General features: G+C 62.3%; 8 protein-coding genes. All 8 read right to left on the bottom strand.

Annotated elements, in window-relative coordinates; all coding sequences use genetic code 11:
- Positions 1-247: 247 nt before the first annotated feature.
- Positions 248-12748, bottom strand: coding sequence for a filamentous haemagglutinin family protein (locus AACY18_RS06155; protein WP_339464532.1), 12501 nt, complete (start codon positions 12746-12748; stop codon positions 248-250).
- Between the two features lie 202 nt (positions 12749-12950).
- A complete protein-coding gene (locus AACY18_RS06160) occupies positions 12951-14063 on the bottom strand; it encodes a substrate-binding domain-containing protein (protein ID WP_339432896.1) in 1113 nt (370 codons plus the stop codon).
- 459 nt (positions 14064-14522) lie between these two features.
- Positions 14523-15734 (bottom strand): type II secretion system inner membrane protein GspF, encoded by a 1212-nt coding sequence (gene gspF, locus AACY18_RS06165; protein WP_339464533.1) that lies wholly within the window; start codon positions 15732-15734, stop codon positions 14523-14525.
- Positions 15734-17140, bottom strand: coding sequence for a type II secretion system ATPase GspE (gene gspE / locus AACY18_RS06170; protein WP_339464534.1), 1407 nt, complete (start codon positions 17138-17140; stop codon positions 15734-15736). Before gspE ends, gspF begins: the two co-directional genes overlap by 1 nt.
- Positions 17137-19497 carry a type II secretion system secretin GspD gene (gspD, locus tag AACY18_RS06175; RefSeq protein WP_339464535.1) on the bottom strand — a complete coding sequence of 787 codons (2361 nt, stop codon included), beginning with the start codon at positions 19495-19497 and terminating at the stop codon, positions 17137-17139. Before gspD ends, gspE begins: the two co-directional genes overlap by 4 nt.
- Entirely contained in the window at positions 19494-20042 is a 549-nt protein-coding gene (gene gspM / locus AACY18_RS06180; protein WP_339432892.1) for a type II secretion system protein GspM, read from the bottom strand. Before gspM ends, gspD begins: the two co-directional genes overlap by 4 nt.
- Entirely contained in the window at positions 20035-21213 is a 1179-nt protein-coding gene (gene gspL, locus AACY18_RS06185) for a type II secretion system protein GspL (RefSeq protein ID WP_339464537.1), read from the bottom strand. Before gspL ends, gspM begins: the two co-directional genes overlap by 8 nt.
- Positions 21210-22166, bottom strand: a complete 957-nt coding sequence (gene gspK / locus AACY18_RS06190; protein WP_339464539.1) for a type II secretion system minor pseudopilin GspK — start codon at positions 22164-22166, stop codon at positions 21210-21212. The genes gspL and gspK overlap by 4 nt, the downstream gene beginning before the upstream one ends.
- Positions 22167-22171 lie beyond the last annotated feature (5 nt).

Consider the following 22171-nt stretch of genomic DNA (forward strand, 5'->3'; position numbering starts at 1 on the left):
TCTCGGAGATCTTGTTGAAGAGCGTGTAACGCTACGTCCGCAAAGCCACGCACCCTTGCGCCTTTGCCTACAGCCAAGCCAGAATCCGCCGGCTTGCGCGCCTTGGGTGCGGGTTCTATTGTGGGTCGGTCAATGACGAATCAGCGACTGCTGCCCTGGACGTACGCTGTCCGCTGTACAGAATGGAATAAGGCATGCAAAAAAAGGGCGACCCACCGGCCGCCCAAACGTACTGCACGAGAGTCTTTTACAACGTCAGTTGCCCACGTTCCTCCTCGGTCAACTGCTGCTTCGCCTGTTCATCCAGCGCCCCGGCACCCAACACCTGCACCGGGCTGTTCGGGTTGTAACCCGGCGCCGATGCGCGGCTCGCGCCATCGCGAGAAGGCGCGAGCTGTTCGTTGCCGAAGCTCAGCACCTGCACGGTGAACACCGAGGCCTGGTTCTGCCGCGACGCTGCCTGCTGCTGACGGGCGACGTCTTCTGCCGCTTGCGTGGCAGATGATGCGGCGGAGCTGGCCGAAGTGATCGCCCCGGTATTCACCGCCGATACCACCGGCACCCCCGTCGCCTTGCCCTGAACCGAAATGTTGGCGGCGTTGACCACCGTCAGCGCAGCGATGTTGACGTTGCCCGACACCCGAATCCCCGCCTCGCCCGCATCGATGGTGCCCAGCGGCGCGATCAGGTCGATATCGCCCGGCACCACTTCGGCAATCGGGTTGAGCGTGGCGATACCGGCGCCGGTACTCGGTACCGATGGCGACAGGCTCACGTTGCCCCAGGTGTCGTAAATGCGTTTTGGCGGCGTGTAGACCACGGTGGTTTTCGAACCACGACCGGCGTTGATGTCGCCCTCGGCCGACCAGCCGAGGATCGACCCGCCGAACGTGGTCATGATCCGGCTCTGGCCGAGCAAAATGCTGCCCTGCGAGTACAGCTGAATATTGCCCGAACCCTGAGTGATGATCCCCGCCGTCGATGGCGGCACCGCGCCTTCGATGCCGAACACCTGACCACCGCCCGGGGTGAGCATCTGAATGTCGCCGCCGAACAGGGTCTTGACCCCTGCTCCGCCATACATCGTGATGTCGCCGTCGTAACGGATCGGATTGCCGGCCACGTCGGTAGTCGGGAACAGCGCCGCGATGGCGTTGCGACCGCGCAAATAACTGCCCTGACGCGGGCCGTCGACATCGTTGTACTCCAGGCCGCCGGCACGCAGTTCGGCGAAGTACACCTGCCGCGCGAAAATCGCCTGCTGGGCACTTGGCAGCGCGGCGTAGAACGCTTGCGCCTGTTCGGCGTTGCCACTGAAGCCGTAGCCGAGGGTCAGCCAGCTCTGCAGTTCGTCAAGGTAGGTCTTGACCACTTTGCCCGGTTGCCCGGTAAGGGACCTTTCCGGATTGGCGAGATTCTGCCGGCTCAGATAGCGCGCGATGAACTGCGCATAATCCGGGCCTTGCGCCCCCGCGCCGGCCTGCAGCACCACACTGGCACCCGCACGATTATCCCCCGCCACCAACGACCCGAGGCTGGTGATGCTGGCACGGTTTTCCATGAGAATGTTGCGTCCGGCGTTGATATCCAGAACACCCGGCCCGGCGATATCGAAACTGCTATAGAGGATGTCGCGACCTGCCGAAACCCGTGAAACGTCTCGCGGATTATTGTGGATGAACAGGTTGCCAGCGGAGGTGATGAGCTCTCGCCCGACACCCATTTCATCCGACTGGACTTGAGTGGGCTGGCCCAGATTGGTCCCGGACGCCACGATGTCGCGACCGGCAATCATCCACACCGGCCCCGCCGCCTCATACCAAGTACGTTTGGACGTAGTGAAATTCAGAGTTTCGCCGTTGCGTACGCCCACCAGATCGCCAGTTAATGCATAGAAGCGTGCGGGCCCCTGCACTCCGCTGAGACCCGAATACGTGTTGGGGCCAAATGCGAACAACGGATAACGCAAGTTGCCGTCCGATGCGACGCCGTCACTGCTGTAATTGGTGGCGACGGGGCTGACTTGCGCGTTGTTGTCAAAGCGGTTGAACGCCGGATTGAACGGCGTGGCAATGGACGCTGGACTCGCTCCGGACTGATTGATCGCATAGCCGCCGGCGTAGATGGAATCGCCCGCCAGCATTTCCAGCTGGCCAGCTGTCGACGGCGCCAAGAGCAATGAGTAGGCGGACAGCGGGAAATCGTTCCTTTTTACCGATGCTGAAGGCCCGGCATAAATCGATCCCTGACCCGCCACTGCGCGCAAAATCGACGGATAGACGAATCGACCGTCTGTAGGCGATGTGTTTCGCCCCAGCGGTAAACTGAAGTTGTTGAACTCATTAAACTCTGCCATTTGGGTAGAAGGCGTAAGGTTTCCCCCGGCCGAAAACAAGTCGATGGCGGTGTGCTCGGTCCACAATGAAAACCCACTGAGGATCCCGCCTCTCTGGATGTCACCATTGGCGTCGAAGACCGGGGTAGCGTTCTGCAGGCTGACGCGTCCCGGGTCGCTTGCTCCGCCCAGCACCAGATCGCCACGGGTGCTGAGGCTCATCCCCGAGTCACCGGGGATCAATACCAGACCACCAGAGGCTGTGCTTGTAGTTGATGTAAACGGGTCAAGCGCGCGGGTTTCCCTGATGTCATGCGAACGTGACGCGGCGCCGTACTGCAGATCGATACCGCCCAAGGCGCCGCCAGTCAATTGCACCGCGCCGCGCAGGTTGACCAACGCACCTTGCAGGTCGTGAAACGGCCGCGCCCCGCCGGTATCGCCAGCCCGGGCCTGCAGTGACGGGTTGAGCTGGCCGCCAATGCGGATATCCATGTCACCGCCACCCGTCATTTGCACGCGGCCATCGCTGCCGACCCTGCCGGTGCTGCCGACTGCAACGTTGAGCCCCTGGCTGCGCAGGTAACTCGTCGCGTCTCCCAGCGGCTTCAACATGCCCGCATCGGCCCCGGCGCGCAGACTGATGTTGCCGCCACCCAACGTACCAAAGCCGGTGAAACCCACCAGGTACGGCTCGGTACTCATATTGCTGTCGGGTATCGGTTGAGTGATGTAGCTGCCGAAATTGATCCACCAGGCCGTTGGAACATCGGCATTCCCCGTGCCTTGACGCCACAGCCAGTTGCCAACGGCAACACTGGCTATCTGCTCACGAGTACCGCCCGACTTCTGCTCTTTACGCCCCACCGAATCGCCGGAGATCGAGCCACCGGCATTGATGCTGAGGTTACCGCCCAGTTGCGGATACCAGGCCTGATAGAGGCTGTCAGTGCCGCCGTTGACCCATTTTTCGTAATCGGCTCCCGTGCTGCCTAAAACCGAGTTTGTATCGGACAGGTGCCCGCGCATCTGGTTGTAGAGCGGGTCGACATTGGCCGACTGCGTCCCTGCGGTGTACACGCCGAAAGGCGAATCCATACTCAGATTGCCGGCCGCCATCAAGTCGAGATCGCCCGTGCCGGTTCGCAGCACGCTGAACATCTGGGTGTGCACCTTGGCGGATTTTTGCGGGTTGTTTTCCAGACACAGGTCCGGCTGCAGTTCGCAGAGGATCAGATAATCATCAGGAACCGGCTCGTAATCAGCGCCCATGCCGCTACCCGGCGCCCAGACCCAACGCGCCATCGGCGCACAATCGCTTGGGCCGATTTCACAAAGAATCAGATACTCGTCGGGGATGGGTTCGTAGGGCGGGAAGCCATACTGATTGTCTACGGCCCAGACCAGTTTCGCTACGCCCTGCGTAATCGTCGCACCATAGTGAGTGTCCGCCAGCCGCAGATGACCTCCGCTGGTCAACGGCTGGACCGTGCGATTATCCGCCGCGTCAAGATCAGCGCCGGCCACCACACGCATCGACCACGAGGCAGTGCCTGCAGGCAGCATGCTCGCCACCGCCCAGTTCTTGCCCTGCTGGGTGCCGTTGAACGACCGCAATTCGATAATCGTTGTCCCATCAGCCAACTTCACGTCCGTCATGGACGGGATGAGTGACCCGCGCAGCAATGCCAGTGAACCGCTCAATTTCACCCCGGAAACGGTTCCCACATCCACATCGTATACGGCCGGCAGCGGCACGCCTTTTGGCCAGGTCATAGCTTGCAGCGACGTGGCGTCGTTCAGGCGAATCCCCGCCCCCAGGCGCGTTGACGCCGGCAACGTCACACTCTCGGAGAGCAAGGTGCCGGCGGCAAACAACAGATTGCCATTGCCGTCATGAATCGCCGCCGCCAGCACGGTGCCAGCGCCAAAGGTATAGGCCTGGGCCAATACCGCTTGAGTCGGCAGCAAGGTGCCGCTGGCCAATACCGCGCCTTGAATCATCACGTCGTAATTAAGCACGGCCCCCACCGGAAACTGCGTGCCTTCGGCCAGTGAAACGCCAGTGCCCGGCACGATAAGATCGCCACCGAACGGCTGCACACCGGTGATCAGCTTCCAACCGGCGTCATCCTGGGTTTGCGGTGGCGGCGCAAAGCCGTCGTTGATGCTGCCGTAAATATCGAGGTTGCCGCCGGCGCGGATGACCAGACTGCCGGCCTCACCCGAGCCGTAAACCGACGGGTCCAGTCGCGTATGCGGATTGAGGCTCGCGTAGCGATAGCCAGACAAGTCCAGATCACCCTCCACCACCAGGTCGCCGTCGGCAGTCTTGCTGGCAATCTCTACGCCCGGGCGCAGATGGAACGCATCGGCATAGGTGGCGTTGTTCAGCCCGGCGAGTTTGCGTTGCAACAGATCATTGTTGCCCAGAGCGGCGTTGATGAAGTTGTTGCTGTCACCGTGAATGCGATCGAGCATGGCCTGATCGATCACTTGATACGGGCGGCCAGTGACGGCCTGATCGGTGCCATCGCGAGCATCGGTGTAGCGACGCACGCCATTGAGACCGATGGAACGTGCGCCCTGAATGGTCAACGCACCACTGGCATCAATGGCGATGTCATTGCTGCCCAGCCGCGGCGCGTTCAGCTCCAGCGTGCCACGCAGCATTCCATCGTTTTGCCCCGCGAGAATGCCTGGTACCGCATCAGTGCCGTGACGCAGATCGATCCGCGCACCAGAAGCCAGGGTGAGCAGACCATCACCGGAATTGAGCTCGACCGTCGCCCGGTTCGGCGCATCGATGATCTTGCCGTAGCTGTCGACCCGCAGCACACGACCATGGGCATCGAGCACGCTGTTGCCGGTCAGGGTCAGAGCGTTTTTCGCCGACAGACGAATACTGCCGACACGCTCGCCGCTGGCGTCGATCAGACCGGCCACCGTCAGACTGCCATTGTCCACCGAGACATTGACCTCGCCAGCCTTGAGGCCGTCGCCGATGAGCAGGTTGCCTTGCTTGAGCTGCAAGCTGCGGCTGCCGAAGACCTGCCCGGCATTCAAACGCTGGTTGAGCGCGGCGAACTGTTCAGTGGCATCCCCCCCCAGACGCTGCGCGCGAATGTCAACGCCGCCGGCCTTGTACGGCACCAACGTGCCCCCGGCGTCGTAGTAACCGCTGCTGCCACCAAGGATCTCGCCTTGCAGATCGACCATACCGGCCGCCTCGGCCAACGCGACGACGCTGAGATTACCGGCCTGATTGTTCTTCGCCGACAGATCGATTCGCGAGCCCGCCGCCTGACGAATATTGCCGTTGGCGCTGTACAGCGATATGTCACCGCCCCAGCTGTACTTGCTGACATCGTTGAACGGCAAGGTACGCCCGGTCAGATCCAGCACGGCGGCGTTGCCAAGGCTTAAATCATCTTCGGACTTCACGGTCAGTTTGCCGCTGGCCAAGGCGATACGGCTATCGAGAACGATGTTGCGAGCCTCAAGGTTGAGTTCCGCACCCAAGGCATCCGCCCCCCCATAAGCCCCGCCACTGCTGAGCGTCAGGCTGTTGCCGGCCTTGAGCAAACTGACCGATGCTGCTTCACCGGTGAGCAGCGGCGTGCGCAGGTTCAGATTGCCGCCGCTGTAGCTGTAGCCCTTGACCGGGTCGTAAGCGCCCTGCTCCTGATACACCGCCAGACTGCCCTTGTGGTTGGCGGTGATGCGTTCGCTGGCCGTCAGGTTGACGTTGGCAAAACCCAGCGCCAGACGATTGTTCTGATCCAGGCCGCTGGGCTGTGGCATCGGGCCGTAACCCAGTTCGATGCGTTGCGCCTGGATATCCAGCGTGCCGCTGCCCGTGCCGGCGCCGCCAGTGATGACGCTGCCGGGTGTTTGGGTGGCGCCGTTCCAGACCAGGTTGGCGGTGCGGATGGTCGCCACATCATTGGCATCGCCCAGACCGTAGATCGCCGGAGTGATGAGCACCAGGTTCTGCAGTTTGCTTTGGCCGGTCTGCGGATCAAGCGTATCGAGGCTTACACTGCCGTAGAAATTGAAAGCATCGCGGGTAGTCAGGCTCAAGGTTTCCAGTGCCGGAGCGCCAAATTGGGTATCGCCGCGCAACAGTCGATCAAGCACATTCTGGTTGAGGGTCAAACCTGCCGGTACGCGATTGCCTGCCGCCGCCAGCGCCTCGGCACTGCCGGCATTCACCGAACCGACCGACAACGCCAGATGACGCGTGCCGAAGCGCACGGCTTCACCGAGCTCAAACTGGTTATCCGTGGCAGCGGTGATGCTGCCGTTCGAATAAAGCAGCGCCGGATTACTGCATGAATCAGCCGCACAGGTGCCAATTCGGATACTGCCGGCACCACTCAGATTTGAGCCCGCTTGTGGCGCCAACACGTGGGTCCAGCCGTTCGACACGAGCAACAGGCTTGATGCCCCCGGCTGATATATGAAGCCCGCCGTTGAATCGTAAGGTACGTTGCCGCGACCGAGCGTGTTGATCCCGGCACCCGCCTCGACCGTAATACCGCCAGTGGTCAAGGTGGTGCGCAGCAAGACTTCCGGCGCAGAAAGGACGGCCCCCTCACGCAACACGATATTGGCGGTGGTGCCGAGGAAGCTGATGATATTGCCTGACGTGTTGTACACAACGTCCGGCATTGCACCGAGGGTCAAACGCCCGGCGTTGAGGTTATTCAGCGTGTCGGCATACAACGACACACCAGCGACGTGCGCGGTCGGCGCCTGCCCGGTTCCGAGGATTTCCAGGTCACTGCCGGCATAACCACCGCGCACCACCGCCGTCCCGGTCAACCCACCCTCGGCGGGGTTGAACAGCGCGCGCCCGTTGAACTGCAAAGCAATGTCTTGCTGACCACCGGTACTCAAACGCAGATCCAGGGTCTTGCCGTCCATAGGCGCCAATGCACGGGGCAGCCCGCGCCTGGCGGCATCATTGCGGATGAATGGGGTAAGCCCGGTTTCGTTGTACTGCGAGTAACGGCGCAGCACGTCCGCCGACGTCAGGATGACCTGACTGGCCAGGCTGTCGCGCAGGCCGGTATTGGCAATCGACATCTGCCCGCTGCTGGTCCACGAACCATTGCGCAGTTGCAGCGCCGCCGTCGTCGCAGTCGGTGTTGCCTGACCGTTGACTTCGACCCGGAACGCCCCTGGCAACAAGGCAAAGGTGGATGGCAACAGCGTGTAAGTTCCCGCCGCCAACCCCGGGACACCGGCGCCAATGGTGATTTGCTGGCCCACGCGCGGATCGACCGCGCCCGCTTCCGCCAGCACTGGCGCATAGCGGCTCTGATTGCCCGGAACGATGGCATAGACCGGGTTGCTCGTCAGCCCCGGCAAGCTGAAAGTGCCGTCGGTGGCATTGCGCACCAGCGGATTGAAACGCGCATCGGTAGAACCGCCGCGCCCGGAGATGAAACCAGCGCCGCGAAGATCGCCACCACCGGACAGATCAATCAGGGCACCGCTCTGCACATCAACGTATTGCCCACCGATTGCCACACCGTTTTTTTCGCCAGTGATGCCGTTCAACACCACGGATTTGCCGTTGTAGAGATAATCGATGCCGTCGGTAGTGCCGCCGTAGGGCATGACCAGACCGGCACCGCTCACCGACGTTGTACTGCCAGAAAGCAGGCGTACCTCGTGGCTGGTAGTCAGCAAATCGTCGCCCAGGACAATCTTGCCCAACGGTGCCCGCACAACACCGCCCTGCTCGATGTACGCAGCGGAAAAGCTCAGATTGCCGAAAACCGAGTACGGCACCTCAGCGGGCGCCGCGCCGTGGCCGCTGATGCGCAGGGTGTGGTCGGATTCCGCAACGGCGCCCTGATAACCGACCCGCACTTCAGCCTGGACGCCAGTGCCCGGATAGATCTGCGCAGCACCAAGATTCAAGTCACCCGGCGTCCACAGCCGGGTTTTCTCGGCACCATCGTTTGGCGCGAGGAAACGCAGGTCGCCACGGCTGTCAAGTGACACCACACCGAACGCCCGGCGGCTGTACTCAACAGCCGGGGCATTGAGTTGCAGAATCGAACCCTGCGTGCCGACGGAAAGGCCATTACCCACGTCCAGCAAGTCTGCCGACGCATTGAATGTCGCGTCCGACAGTTGAGCCGTCGGGTTATTGGTCAACCGCGGCCGGATCCTGTTAACGCCCGCGAAGTAGCTGCCCACACCGGACAAACGCAAGTACGGAGCGCTCAAGTCGACACGTGTCGTTTCCCTGGACGTTTCGGCCAGCGACAACGCTGCGGCGTACAGATTGAGGCTCTGGTTCATGTGCAGATTGACGTCGCCGTCAAACGACAGCAGGCCGTTGCTCAACAGCCCCAGGTTATCGAAACCGCCCGCTATCAAGCCGTCGGCACTCAGACGAGCCTGGCCATAGCGCAAGCCTTCGGCGCCCTGGCCCGGTCGCAGATTGACGGCCAGCGATTCCTCACCTGCGCCTTGGCCGATGATGATCTCCCTCGGCGCCCGCACCGCATTGCTTGCCGAGTCAGCGTAAAGCGGCGTCTCAAGGGCGATGTCCAGACGACCGCCGGCAGCGCCGACACCGCCCGCCGCCGCACGCAAGTGACCATCAATGAACAGGCCGTTGTAGGAACCCAGGCTGATGCGACCGCCATCTGTCGCAACGCGGGTTGGCCCCTGACCGGCGACATCCAGAATCGCCTCGGTGCCAGAGGCATCAAGCCGCGCGCCCGGACGCACAATCACGTAGGCGTCGGCAGCCGTGGCAGTCGCGCGTTTCGAATCGATTTCACCGCCGATGATGATGCTGCCACCCTTGCCGACCTGCCCGTAGGTTCGACCCAAGGCATCGAGCGCGGTGTTGGCGCGTCCAGCGACATCCAGCACCGCCTGCTCGCCGATCCAGATAGAACGGTTATGCGCAGTCGGATCGGCCAATTGAATCGACGTATCCGGTTTGATCGAGCCGAACTGTTGCTGGCGGATATCAACCGTGCCGCCCCAGGCATTGAGCTCACCTTCAACCGTGATCTGCCCGGCACCGCGCAGCTTGATGCTCTGCCCCGGATCGACGCTGACGCGCGAACCACGGCCAAGCGTCAACGCACTGTTGGCCGCGTCGATCAGACCGACCAGACTGGCCCCGCCCTGCAATGTCAGGCTGGCTCCGGCACGTTGGGTCAGCACTCCCTTGATCGGGTTTTCCTGGAAGAGCATTGGCGTCCACAGTTCCAGTGCCGATTGCGGATCAACACCGCTGACCTGATCCGGCGCGGCTTCGGCAAAGCGGTACACCGGCATGCTCACGTCAATCGCCGTGTCTTCGGCAACGTCGAGCCCGCTCAGACCGATCAGGTTGTAAGCGCTGAAGCCCTTGTTGAACAGGTCGGCGGACAACTGCAGGGTGTTGTCGGCCAGCACCTTGTCAGCCTGCCCGATGAGTAGCTTGTTAGCCTGCACGGTCAGGGTGCCGCCGCCCGTCACACCGTAGCCACGCACTTCGCCAGCAAGGTTCAAATGCGATTGGCCCGGTGCGCTAATGGCGCTGGATTCCAGCGTCAAATCACCGCCCTTGCCGCCCCGGGTCTTGCCGTTGGCGAGCAGCGCGCCGCCAGAAGACACATCGAGCAGACTGCCGGCGTCGATATCGATATCGCCACTGCTGCGAATCGACACCAGCCCCCCGTTGAGATACGCCAGGCTCGCGCCATCATCCGGATTGGTGCGCAGGTTGCTCCACACACCGCGAGTATCCAGTCGCACGCCTTCGGCAACCACTACCTGTGCCGCGTTGCCGGGTTTCGCCGTGAGTTGCGTGTCGGTGGTTGTCGAGCCGTTGAACTGATTGAGCACGTTACCCAGCCGCACACTGCCACCGCGAGCCGTCAGGTCGGCGCCCATTTGCACATCCGGGGCATACAGGGTGATGTCGCCACCGGCATCGACCGCGAGCGCGCCATCCACGGCGACTTGATCCTTGGCCGAAACCTTGAGCGCGCCGAGGCGAAAACCATTGAGTTGACCGTTATCCAGAAACAGCTTGCCCTTGCGCGAATCGGATACCGCGCCGGCCAGATCCAGATCACTGCCGGCCACCGGACGCTCGCCGCCAATCTGCACCTGATCCAGCAACGGATTGAGCGTGTAGAGCAATCCACTCGCCGCCGCCACATACGCCGGGTCATAACTGCCGACAATCAATTGCGCACGACGTGCCAGCGCCGTCTGGCTTTGTTCGTAGCCATCAAGCAACGGTTTCGGCGCCTGATTCTGCCGCTCGCCCTGATACACCTGGCCAATCATCTGCCCCTCGAGCACGGCGTTGGCGGTGGCGATCACCAGTTGCCCGGCATCACGCCCCACGGTGTACCCCGACTCGAAACGTGCGCGCGGCGCAATCAGCGGATTGTAGAAGTAGCTCGTCTGGCCCCAGCGCTCGCTGTTGTCTTCATAACCTTTGTACAGCCCGGTATAGAGCAGATCCCCCGGAGCACGGGAAACTTCATACAAGCGCCCATCCGCGCCACGCAACCAGCTCTGGCGGATCTGCCCGCTCTGCACATCCAGGGTGCCGCCGGACAGGTTGATCAGCGAGCCCTTTTCAGTGACCACATCGTTGCCGGCAAAACTCACCGTGCCGCCCTGCGCCATCCACTCGCCAACGCGGTGGCCCTGAGTGCCTAAGTAGCCGCCGACTTCAAGCAAACCGCCCGCCGTGTACCAACGATCCGTGGCATAGCCGTTGGTGCCGGCCGGCACGTAGACCAGCTCGCGCACATCGACCCAGATGTCATTGCTGTTGAGCGCACCTTTCTCACGGTTGACCGAGGCATCGCGCTGCTCGTTGCCCTGCACATTGATCTTGATGTTGTTGTTTTCCATCGCCACTTTGACGCCAAGAGCACCGGACACATCGATCATCGCGCCGTCACGCACCAGACTGCGGCGCTGGGCATTGACCGCAACCTGACCACCAGTGGCCAGGGTGATCGAGCCGTTCTGGAACTCGACGCTGGCGCCACTCTGGATTTCGATGCGCGACTGATCGCCACGAATCCGGTTGTTGGCGCTGACGGCGGTCAGGGCCGCGTCACGCTGACTGTCGAGGGCCGTGAGTTCACTGCTGTCGAGCATGATCGCCGTGGCACTGCCCTGCCCCAGCGTGACGCTACCGCCGGTGTCGGTGATCGGGTTCGTCAGGTGAATCGTGCCGCGTGTCGCCACTGAAGTGCTGGCGAGCAACACGCCGTTCTGCACCACTTCATGACCGGTCAGGGTGATGTCGCCGGTGGCGGATTGAATCAACCCATTGTTAGTGACTTTGCCCGCCACAGCCCCGGCCTTGAAGCCCGGAATGACTTCGTTACCGAAGGTGGTGGACAGCGCATTGCCTTCGGTGCCCGAACCTTTACGGATGTAGAAACGGTCACCGGCCGCTAATACCGTCTGGCCCTTGATGGTGCTAATGCTGCCGTCGTTCTGCACTTCGTTGCCGAGCAGTAACGCGTACCCCCCGGCATCGGTGGAGGCCACAGGTTTATGCGTCGCGATGGAGGCGCCGCGCTCCACCAGCACCTTGCCGGCGGCATCAGTGAAGGTCGGCGCTGTGCCGGTGCTGTCGAAGTACAGGCCACGATCACGGAACTGGATATCGGTGATATTCGCTGCCGCCGCCACCAGGTTGCGCACGTTGACCTGGCTGCTGCCACTGAAGACGATGCCGTTGCGGTTGATCAGCATCACCGTGCCGTCACCCTTGATCTGACCCTGGATCTGGCTGGCGCGTGCGTTAGGATCATTGACGCGGTTGAGCACTGCCCAGTTCGCTTGTTGGGCGAACTCGACCGAGGTGTTACGACCGACGTTGAAAGTTTCCCAGTTGAGAATCGCCTTGTCGGCGGTCTGCTCGATCTTCACCGTGGTCTTGCCGTCGGCCAGGGTCTGTTGCGGCCCCTTGGCGTTCTGCCAACCTTGCGCAAGGCTGTTATCGACCTTCAAACCGCCCTCGCCCAGACCGTCCGGGACAAACTGCACCGAACCCAGCGCCGTTGCGCGCCCGGCCGCCTGCGCCGCTTGCTGTGCTGCAATCGCGGCAACGGTGTTGTTCAAGGTCTGGATCGACCGCTGCAACTGCTGATTGGCCCTCTGTTGCTGAGCCAATGGCGGCGTCATCCCCGGCAAACCACCGACGCTCGGCCGCGCTGCCGCGGCTTGCTGCGCGGCGCCCTTGGCAGCGAACCAGCTCGAACTGAAGGCCGTCTGCGCGTGCGCGCTGCCCGCCACCAGACACAACGCCACCGCTTGCGCCAACGGCTTGAGCAGCCACAGCGCCGGGTCCACGGCATCACGCTTGAAGGACGGAACGTTGGTACGACGACGGGATGGGCGAGCGAGCATCACTACGAGATCCTTTTTGATTGCCACACTTGGGTTGCCACGCAAGGCCGCAGGCGTGCAAAAACCTGCTGTTACGACATAGGCCGTTGGCGAGAGTCACGACCGAACGGATGTCACACAAACTTCATGTTCGGGGTGTATTCGAGCAAAAAAATGGCGGCAACCCGAAGGTTGCCGCCATTTCGATTACGCCAGCTTGAGCTTACAAAGGACGACCGATAGCGTTGCAGACGCTGGCGTTGTTGATGTCCAGGTTGTAGCCCGACGTGTTGGTGATGAAGTTGGCGGTTACAGCGGTTTTCCAGGCGTTAGGCACAGCGACGAATTTGTGAGCCTGAGTCGCGGTGTTGTTACCCGGGTTGCTGTAGTGAGTGGTCAGGAAGGCTTTGACGTCAGCGGCCACCGCTGCATCCTTGTAGCACTGGCCGAAGATGAAGTTGGTGTAGGCAGCCAGTTTGTAACCCACGGCAGGGTTAGGTACCACGGGCGACCAGTTGGCTGGGTTGGCAGCCTGAGTAGCGGTAGACGGAGCAGCAACAGCGGCCAGTGCCAGGTTGACGTTAGCCGAAGTCGGCTGAACACCGTTCACACGAGCAACGACCGCGTTGCTGGTCGCATCAACGCCGTCCGGGCCGACATAACCGATGGAACCGTCAACCGCGTTCACGGCAGTGGCGACTTCAGAAGTGCTGGCGACGCCGACCCAGTTCGAAGGCAGGGTCGAACCGGCTGGCAGACGAGCGTTGGTGAAGGTGGTGCTGGTGGTGAACTGAGCCGGGCAGACCGAAGTCAGGTGGCGGGTCAGGATTTCCGAAGTGCCGCTGGAGACGTTGCGATAAACAATGCGGATCTTGGTGGAGTCGGAAGTACCCAGCAGCGCGCCCCAAGTGGTTTTTGCGCCAGAGAAAGCATCGCACAGCTGAGCACTGGTCAGGTTCAGAGCAGTCTGGCCGGCTTTTTTGTACGGAATGACAACCGAAGTGGCAACCGATGGCAGTTGGATCAGCGGGCCGTACGACGCACCGAAGTTGGTGTTGTAGGTGTTGATTTCCGAAGCGCTGAGAATCGAGTCGCTACCGGCGAAGTGCACAGTGCCGGTGGTGCCGAAACCGGCTGGGTTGTTGGTCAGGAAAGCCGTCTTGCCACCGCCGCTACCGATGGCGGCGTAACTGAAGTTGGCTGGCAGGATGCTGTCGGCAGAACCTTTGTACAGAGCGGCTGGCAGAGTTGCGCCACCACCGGTAACGGCCATGGCTTGAGCGGAGGCCAGAGCGGCGACGGTCAGGGAAGCGGCGATCAGAGTGCGCTTGAACATGAAGAATCTCCTTTTCAACTAGGGTGTGAACACAGGTTTTCAGGGGGCTGCATGACACTTGAAAGACTCACCTGGCCCTCGCAGGCGTTGGCCCGGGTTAAGTCGCACTGAGAAATTCGCAGGTTCCGGTGACAGATAAAGGAAAAAACCTCGGGAGGTGCGCGGTGATTTTTGCGCGATTTTCTCGGGTGTTTGCAGTGGCTGGCGGGGTGTCTGGATCAGGGTTTTGGCTGAATCGGGCTGGAGCCGTTGACGGGTCGTTGCAGATGACAGAAAGGAGAACCCGAGGATGGTTGAGTCAACGGTCGGGTGATGCTGAAGTCCTGGGAAAAAATCTGGATTATTTATTGCCCTGACTGGCCTCTTCGCGAGCAAGCCCGCTCCCACAGTTGAAATGCGTTCCTCCTGTGGGAGCGGGCTTGCTCGCGAAGAGGCCCGATCAGACACCATCAAAACCCGCTACTGCACCAACTGATTGATCTCAATGATCGGCAACAACACTGCCATCACAATCACCAGCACCACCGCGCCCATCACCACAATCATCAAGGGCTCAAGCAGCGCGGTCATGCCCATCGCCCGCCGCTCGATATCCCGGGACAGGGTCAGCGCCGCCCGTTCGAGCATCGGTGGCAGCGAACCGGTTTTCTCGCCGCTGGCGATCAGGTGAATCAGCACTGGCGGAAACACGTTCTCCACCCGCAACGCCGCCGCGAGGTTCACGCCCTCGCGCACCTTGGCCGTGGCGTCGCTGACACTCAGGCTCAAGCGGTCGTTGGACAAGGTCTGCCGCGCCGCTTCCAGTGCGCGCAGCAGCGGTACCCCGGCGCCGCCGAGAATCGCCAGGGTCGAGGCGAATCGGGCGGTGTTCAGGCCGAGGATGAAGCGCCCGATCAGCGGCAGTTTCAGCACCCGATGATGCCAACTCAAACGCGCCGCCGGGTTGCGCAGATACAGGCGCCAGCTCCAGAAGCTTGCGGCCATGATCCCCGCGCACAGCCAGCCCCAACTGCGGATGAAATCACTCGCGTTAAGCATCGCCAGGGTTAAACCCGGCAGATCCTGTCGCGCCTGAGAAAACGCACTGACCACCTGCGGCACCACATAACTGAGCAGGAAAATCACAATGCCGATCGACACCAGCCCGACCACGCCCGGATAGATAAACGCGGTGAGAATCTTGCCCCGCAAATTGTTGCGCTCCTCGATGTAATCCGCGAGCCGCTCCATGACCTGCGCCAGATCACCGGACTCCTCCCCCGCCGCGATCAGCGCCCGGTAGATCTCGGGAAAATCCCGTGGTCGCGACGCCAGCGATTCGGCCAGACGCATGCCACTGCGCACGTCGGCGCGCACCGCGCTGAGGGTGTGGGCGATGTGCTTTTTCTCGGCCTGCTCGACCGTGGCACTCAACGCCGCTTCCAGCGGCAAACTGGCGCAGAGAAGGCTCGCCAGTTGCCGGGTGGCCCAGGCCAGGTCGTTGTCCGAGAGCTTGGCACTGAACAATCCACCACCGCCCTGATGGGCGACGTTGCTTTCCTTTTGCACCGACAACGCGGTCAAGCCGCGCCCACGCAAGGCACTGAACGCGGCGGTTTGACTGTCCGCTTCCAGGTGCCCGGATTCGATTTTGCCGCTGGCGTCGGCGGCTTCAAAACGATAGCGATTCATCAGGCGTCCCGTGTCACACGCAGGATTTCTTCGGGAGCGGTGGCTCCGCTGCGAATCCAGCGCTCACCGTCCTCGCGCAAGCTGAACATGCCGGCCTTGGCTGCCGAAGCGCGCAAGGCTTGCTCCCCTGCCCCTTGGTGAATCAAGGTGCGAATGTCGTCGTCGATGCAGAACAATTCGTGAATGCCGGTGCGGCCGCTGTAGCCGGTTTGATTACACGCCGGGCAACCGATGGGGCGCCAGGTGCCGGGGGCTGCCGGGTCTTCCTGTTTGCACTGATTGCACAGGCGCCGCACCAAGCGCTGCGCCAGCACGCCGAGCATCGACGAGGCCAGCAGAAACGGCTCGACGCCCATGTCGATCAAGCGGTTGACCGCCGACACCGCGTCGTTGGTGTGCAATGTCGCCAACACCAGGTGACCGGTCAGCGAAGCCTGTACAGCGATTTGCGCGGTTTCCAGATCGCGGATCTCGCCGATCATGATGATGTCCGGGTCCTGGCGCAGAATTGCCCGCAGCGCGAGGGCGAAGGTCATGTCGATCTTGGCGTTGACCTGGATCTGGCTGATCCCCGGCAGGTCGTATTCCACCGGGTCTTCGACGGTGAGGATGTTGCTGGTGCTGGCATCGAGTCGCGCCAGTGCGGCGTAGAGGCTGGTGGTCTTGCCACTGCCGGTGGGGCCGGTAACCAGGACGATGCCGTGGGGCTGGCGGATCAGGTGGTCGAGTTTGCCCAGCACCTGCGCGTCCATGCCGAGGGTTTCCAGATGCAGACGCCCGGCCTGTTTGTCGAGCAAACGCATCACCACGCGTTCGCCATGGCCGGTGGGCACCGTTGAAACGCGAATATCAATCGGCCGCCCGGCCACGCGCAGCGCGATACGACCGTCCTGCGGCAGGCGTTTTTCGGCGATATCGAGCTGGGCCATGATCTTGATCCGCGACACCAATGCACCGTGCAACGCCTTGCGCGGCGAGACCACGTCACGCAGGGTGCCGTCGACCCGATAGCGCACCACTGAATGGGTTTCGAACGGTTCGATGTGAATATCGCTGGCCTCATCGCGAGCGGCCTGGGTGAGCAGCGCGTTGATCATGCGGATCACCGGCGCGCCGTCCTGGGTGTCCAGCAGGTCGGTGATTTCCGGCATGTCCTGCATCAGACGATCAAGGTCGACTTCGTTTTCAGCAGCGCCGACCACCGCCGCGGCGCTGCCCGTGTCGGCGTAGGCGGCGGCGAGCAAACCGTCGAGTTCGTCATCGCGCACCCGCGCAACTTTTGCCGCGCCGAACTGGCGTCGCACCTCGCTGATCGACCAGCCGGGCGTTGACGGGCACACCGTCAGCACGCCGTCACACAACAGAATGCGTTGAGCCTTGGCCCAGGCGTAAGGCAAGACGCTCATTGCAAAGGCACTGCTTTAATCGTGGCGCGCGGCCCCGACGTCGGCCTGCTCACCGGAACGCCTTGCGCCGCCGTGGGTAATTGCGGCGCCTGCATGTCCGGCATCGCCCAACTGCGCTCCGGTTGCAAACCGCCCTGTGCGCGGCGCATGAAGTCATAACGGTTCAGTGTGATGCTGCGTCCCGCTTCGCTGTCGCGAATGATGTACGGGCGCAGGAACACCATCAGGTTGGTCTTGCTGATCGCCCGGCGCTCGTTGCGAAACAGCGCGCCAATTCCGGGGATGGTCGACAGCCACGGCACCGCGTCATTGCTCTGGCTGTAGCCATCCTGCAGCAAGCCGCCGAGCACCATGATCTGTCCGTCATCGAGCAGGATGCTGGTGTCGATCGCACGTTTGTTGGTGACAATGCCCGCCGCTCTCGCGCTGTTGGACGCGCGCTCGTCAATGCTGCTGACTTCCTGATAGATGTCGAGTTTGACCGTACCGCCCTCGGAAATCTGCGGGCGCACGTTGAGTTTCAACCCCACTTCTTCACGCGTCACGGTCTGGAACGGGTTGTTGCTGGTGCCCCCGCCGCCGGTGACGTAGCTGCCGCTGACAAACGGGATGGTCTGGCCGACGAAAATGCTCGCCGCTTCGTTGTCCAGCGTCAGCAGGTTCGGTGTCGACAGCACGTTGGTACCGCCCTTGCTCTTCAGCGCTCGCGCCAACACCTTCAGATCAAGAATCTTGCCGATGCCGGGGATGTCGACGGTGCCGTTGACGTAACCGAGGTTCAAGCCTTGCGGCAACACGTCTAGGCTGGTCTTGCCGCTAAGGTTGATCCCGGAACCACCGAGATTCGCCCCGCCGATCACGCCATTGCCGCCCAGGTTGCCAGTCTGCCACTGCACGCCGAACTCACTGGCATCATCCTCGCCGACTTCAACGATCAGGCTTTCGATCACCACTTGCGCGCGGCGCTGGTCGAGCAGATCAATGACTTCGCGCAGGTTGCGGTAGAGCGGCTCCGGCGCGGAAATCAGCAAGGTGTTAGTGGTCGCGTCCGCCTGAATCGTCACGCCACCCGCGCTGAACGCAACGTTCTGTTCGGTGCTTTGGGCGCTGCCGCTGGTGGCGCTGCTGCCCTGGGCATAACTGCCGCCAGTGCTACCGTTGCTGGAAGTGGTCGAAGTAGTGCCGCTGGTTTGCGTACCACTCTGAGCGCTCGAGCCACCATTACTGCCGCTGCTGCCCATGGCACTGAGCACCGAACGCGCGCTGTCACTGGTGCCGCTGTCGCTTTCGCCAGTGAGCAAACCACGTAACGCCTGTGCCAGTTTCGCCGCCTGCGCATTGCGCAGATACACCACATGCAGATTGCTCGGATTGCTCTGCGCGTTATCCAGTTTGTAGATCAGATTACGCGCCAGTTCCGTGCGCTCCGGACTGCCGGCGCGAATGATGATGGTGTTCGAACGCGGATCGCCAATCACCGCGATTTTCTGCGTCGGATCATTGCCCGGCGTGTCGAGTAAATCAGCGACCATCGGCGCGATGTCAGCAGCGATGCCGTTCTGGATCTGTACCACGTCGGTGTCGATGGCGCTTGGCGTGTCGATACTGGCGATCAACTGCGCGACGCGGGTCAGGTTGTCGGCGTAATCGGTGATGACCACGGTGTTGTTGCCGGGATAGGCGTTGATCGGATTATTCGGCGAGACAATCGGCCGCAACACCGGAATCAGGTTCACCGCGTTCTCGTATTGCAGTCGAAACGTGCGGGTGAGCATGCCGTTGCCGGCAGGCTTGTCGGCGCTGTAGATCGGCCCGCCGAGCAGTTTGGCATCGGCCTCAGGCACGACGTGGGCGACCCCGCCGACATCGACCACGGCAAAGCCTTGCATGCGCAGAGCCGACAGCAGCATGTCGTAGGCCTGGTGCGCCGGCACCTGCCCTTGCGAAACCAGCGTCAGAGTGCCCTTGACCCGCGGATCGACCAGAAACTGCTGACCGGTCGAACGTGACAAGGCGCGCACCACCGCCTGAATATCGGCCTCGACAAAATTCAGCGTCACCGGTTGATCACCCAGCGGATTGCTCGGCACGGCGCTGCCCCGTGAGGCGGCGCTACCACGAGCGCGCTGGGTGATGTTGTGCAATTGCTTGGGCGCGGGCCTGACTTGCGCCTGAGCCCGCTCGCGATCAAGCACCGCATCACCGCTGCGCTGAGTGTTGGCCAACGGCCGGCCGAGTTCGCTGTCGACCAGCAACGGCGGCGGATTTGGCGGTGTAGAGGTGTTGCTGCACGCGCTCAATGCCATCAGCAGCATCGGCAATGCCATGCGTGCCGGTTTGGATCCTGACCCCTTCATGAAGCTTCCTTAGCGCCCAGCGCCTGATCCATGCGAACGGTGCCTGACAGAGTGCCGGCAGTAACCTCGGTCGAGGTGTTGTCGGTGCGTTGCAAACGGGCCTCGACCACTTGCAGAGAACGTTGCGACGGCTGGCTCAGCAGCCAGTCGAGCACCGCGTCGGCCGGTGCGGCGTCGAAGGTCAGTTGCCATGAACCGGCGCCTGCGGCGTGTAATTGGTAGTGTCCGGCCAGACCACTGGCCTGCAGGGTTTGCTCCAGTGACTGGCCGACGCTTTGCCCGTCCGGGCGCACGTTGACCTCGCGCAGCAGCACTTGCAGCGCCTCGGTCTGGGCGCGCAGTTTTGGCGTTTCGGCTTGCCAATAGGCGATTTTCTTCAGCGGTGGCTGGATCAGCGCCACCCAGACCAGCAACCCGAACAGCGCGATGGCCATCCCCGCGACCATACGTTTCTCGCGCAACGCCAACGGCTGCCAACGCGCCTGCAACTGACGATTGAAGCCCTGCCAGCGGGCGCGGTACACCACAAACGCAGCCTTATTCATCGTCTGCCTCGCTGCTGTTGTCTTCGGTTTCATGGGTGCTGGCTTCAGCGGCCGGGCGCAACGTCCAGCCCTCGTCGTCGGCTGTCACGCTGGTCCCGGCCTGGGCCAGGGCGCTTTGCCAATCCTTGTCATTGCCGCTGCGGCGAGCGTCGGTCGGCAGAGTCAATTGCAACATCCCGTCGACATAGGCCAGACGCTCGACGCTGCCGGCCATGAACGGCATGCCAGTGCCGGCCTGCAGCACCAGGCGATTGAAGGTTTGCGCCGGATCATCCGCCGCGCCTTTGCGCCGCGCCGCCAATTGCTGACGAGCCTGTTGCAGCGGATTGAGGATCACCGGTAACTGCGGGAAAGCCTGTTTTACCCGCTGACTCATTTGTGCCTTGAGTTGCTGGCCCTGGCTCGCTTCGCGGGCGGCATAGAGGTTCAATCCGATTACCCACACCGCCACGGCCAACGCGCAAAAACCAATCGCCCGCCCCCAGCCGCGATGTTCATGGCTTTGTTGTTGCACCGCGCCGTGCAAGCCCCACCCCGGTACCGGCCCGGTCCAGCGCTGGGCTTCGCTCATGGGCAGTTCGGCACCGGGTGGCGGCGCAGCGCCGATCCAGTGCAGCGTAACGCCCGGCTCCCACAGCGAGTTGTCGACGCCTTCATCAAACAACGGTTGCACCCGTGCCGATTGCAGACTTTCGCGCAGCAACAGATGGCCGTCCTGCACGTACGCGACAAGGCCCGGCAGCACCGGCAAGCTGTAGACCGCCGGGTACAGACCGCGCAGGTTCAGGCCGGAATGCTTGAGGAGATGCGCAAGGTGCAGCAGGCGTTGACGCGACGCCCACGCGATTTGCACCCGCCCCGCCTCGTCACGCGGACTGTGGGCGATGTGCATTTCGCTGCTGTCGCCGAGCATCAGCGCCTGCGCCGCGCACTGCACCGCCGCTGCGGTCTTGTTTGCGGGCAGCGGCGGCAGATCGATACTCGCCAACAGACTGTCCCCCGGGTGCAGAAAACACAGCAGTGGCGGCAGTTTCGGCAGCTGAATCAACTGCGCCAACGTCAGCCAGTCTTCACGGCTGACCTGGCCCTGACGATCCAGCCATGCGCAATTCAGCGTGCTGTCCAAGTCCAGTTCCGCCAATGGCGGCAGCGCAACCCTTAACTGAGTCATACGCCCACCCGCGACCAGATCACCTGCGGCAAACGGTCCTGGCTACGATGCAACAACGCATCAAGGCTGACCCGGCGCCGCTCGCGTCGCGCTTCACCGCGCAGGCGAAACCAGTCGCTGGTGATGCCGACCTTGACGCTGCTGACTTCCAGATTCGGCATGCGCAAGCGGTTGACGAAGTCGCCCCGGTTGATGAACCAGCGTCCGGCGTCCCGCTCATTGATCAACGCCTGCGCGCGCGCCAGCGACAGCCCCGGCACATACGCCGCCAGCACCGGCGCAGTGGCGGTGTTGCCGTTAATCCAGGTGGTCGCGGGAATCACCGTGAGGTACGGCGCCAGTTTGCCAATCACCGCGTCATTCACACCGTCAACACTGCGCAAATCATCGATGCTGCGCAGCATCGGCAGCGTCGGATTTTGTGGTTTGCGCGAGGCGTTAGGCGATGTGGCGCGACCGCTGTCGAAGCCGTTGTTGTTCTCGGCAATCTGCACATTCAACAGGCGCGGGTACGACTCGATCACCCGCTGACGGATACGCTGATTCAAAGCGGCACTGACCCCGATCAACTCGCACAAACGCTCAAACGCCTGCACCTGCGCCTCATCGACACGTTCGTTGGCCACCAGATTGCGCAGGTTGAACTTGCCTTGTTCGTCTTCCAGTCGCCCCTCAAAACCCTGCGCCACCAAGCGCTGTGCCCACGACTGATCGAGCCGGGTCAACGGATCGCGCTGGCGGGCATCCCAAAGAATTTGGCGGCTGATCTCCACGCCGCCCTGCACCATCCAACGCCCCTGCACCCGCTGCTGATCGGCCTCCAGCGCACGGGTGGCAACACTCTGGCGCGTCAACATGCCCGCCGCAATCACCGCCACCACGGCGGCAATCAGCAACGCGCTGATGATCGCCATGCCCTGTTGCTTCGCCCCATTAGGCGAACGTCTGTTCATGGCCG

Source organism: Pseudomonas sp. EA_65y_Pfl2_P74 (genome assembly GCF_963970575.1).
GTDB lineage: Bacteria > Pseudomonadota > Gammaproteobacteria > Pseudomonadales > Pseudomonadaceae > Aquipseudomonas > Aquipseudomonas baetica_A.

What these genes read in the sequence shown, in the direction of transcription:
- gspD (WP_339464535.1), bottom strand. Translation starts at nt 19,497, where the DNA reads ATGAAGGGGTCAGGATCCAAACCGGCACGCATGGCATTGCCGATGCTG.
- AACY18_RS06160 (WP_339432896.1), bottom strand. Translation starts at nt 14,063, where the DNA reads ATGTTCAAGCGCACTCTGATCGCCGCTTCCCTGACCGTCGCCGCTCTG.
- gspM (WP_339432892.1), bottom strand. Translation starts at nt 20,042, where the DNA reads ATGAATAAGGCTGCGTTTGTGGTGTACCGCGCCCGCTGGCAGGGCTTC.
- AACY18_RS06155 (WP_339464532.1), bottom strand. Translation starts at nt 12,748, where the DNA reads ATGCTCGCTCGCCCATCCCGTCGTCGTACCAACGTTCCGTCCTTCAAG.
- gspL (WP_339464537.1), bottom strand. Translation starts at nt 21,213, where the DNA reads ATGACTCAGTTAAGGGTTGCGCTGCCGCCATTGGCGGAACTGGACTTG.
- gspK (WP_339464539.1), bottom strand. Translation starts at nt 22,166, where the DNA reads ATGAACAGACGTTCGCCTAATGGGGCGAAGCAACAGGGCATGGCGATC.
- gspE (WP_339464534.1), bottom strand. Translation starts at nt 17,140, where the DNA reads ATGAGCGTCTTGCCTTACGCCTGGGCCAAGGCTCAACGCATTCTGTTG.
- gspF (WP_339464533.1), bottom strand. Translation starts at nt 15,734, where the DNA reads ATGAATCGCTATCGTTTTGAAGCCGCCGACGCCAGCGGCAAAATCGAA.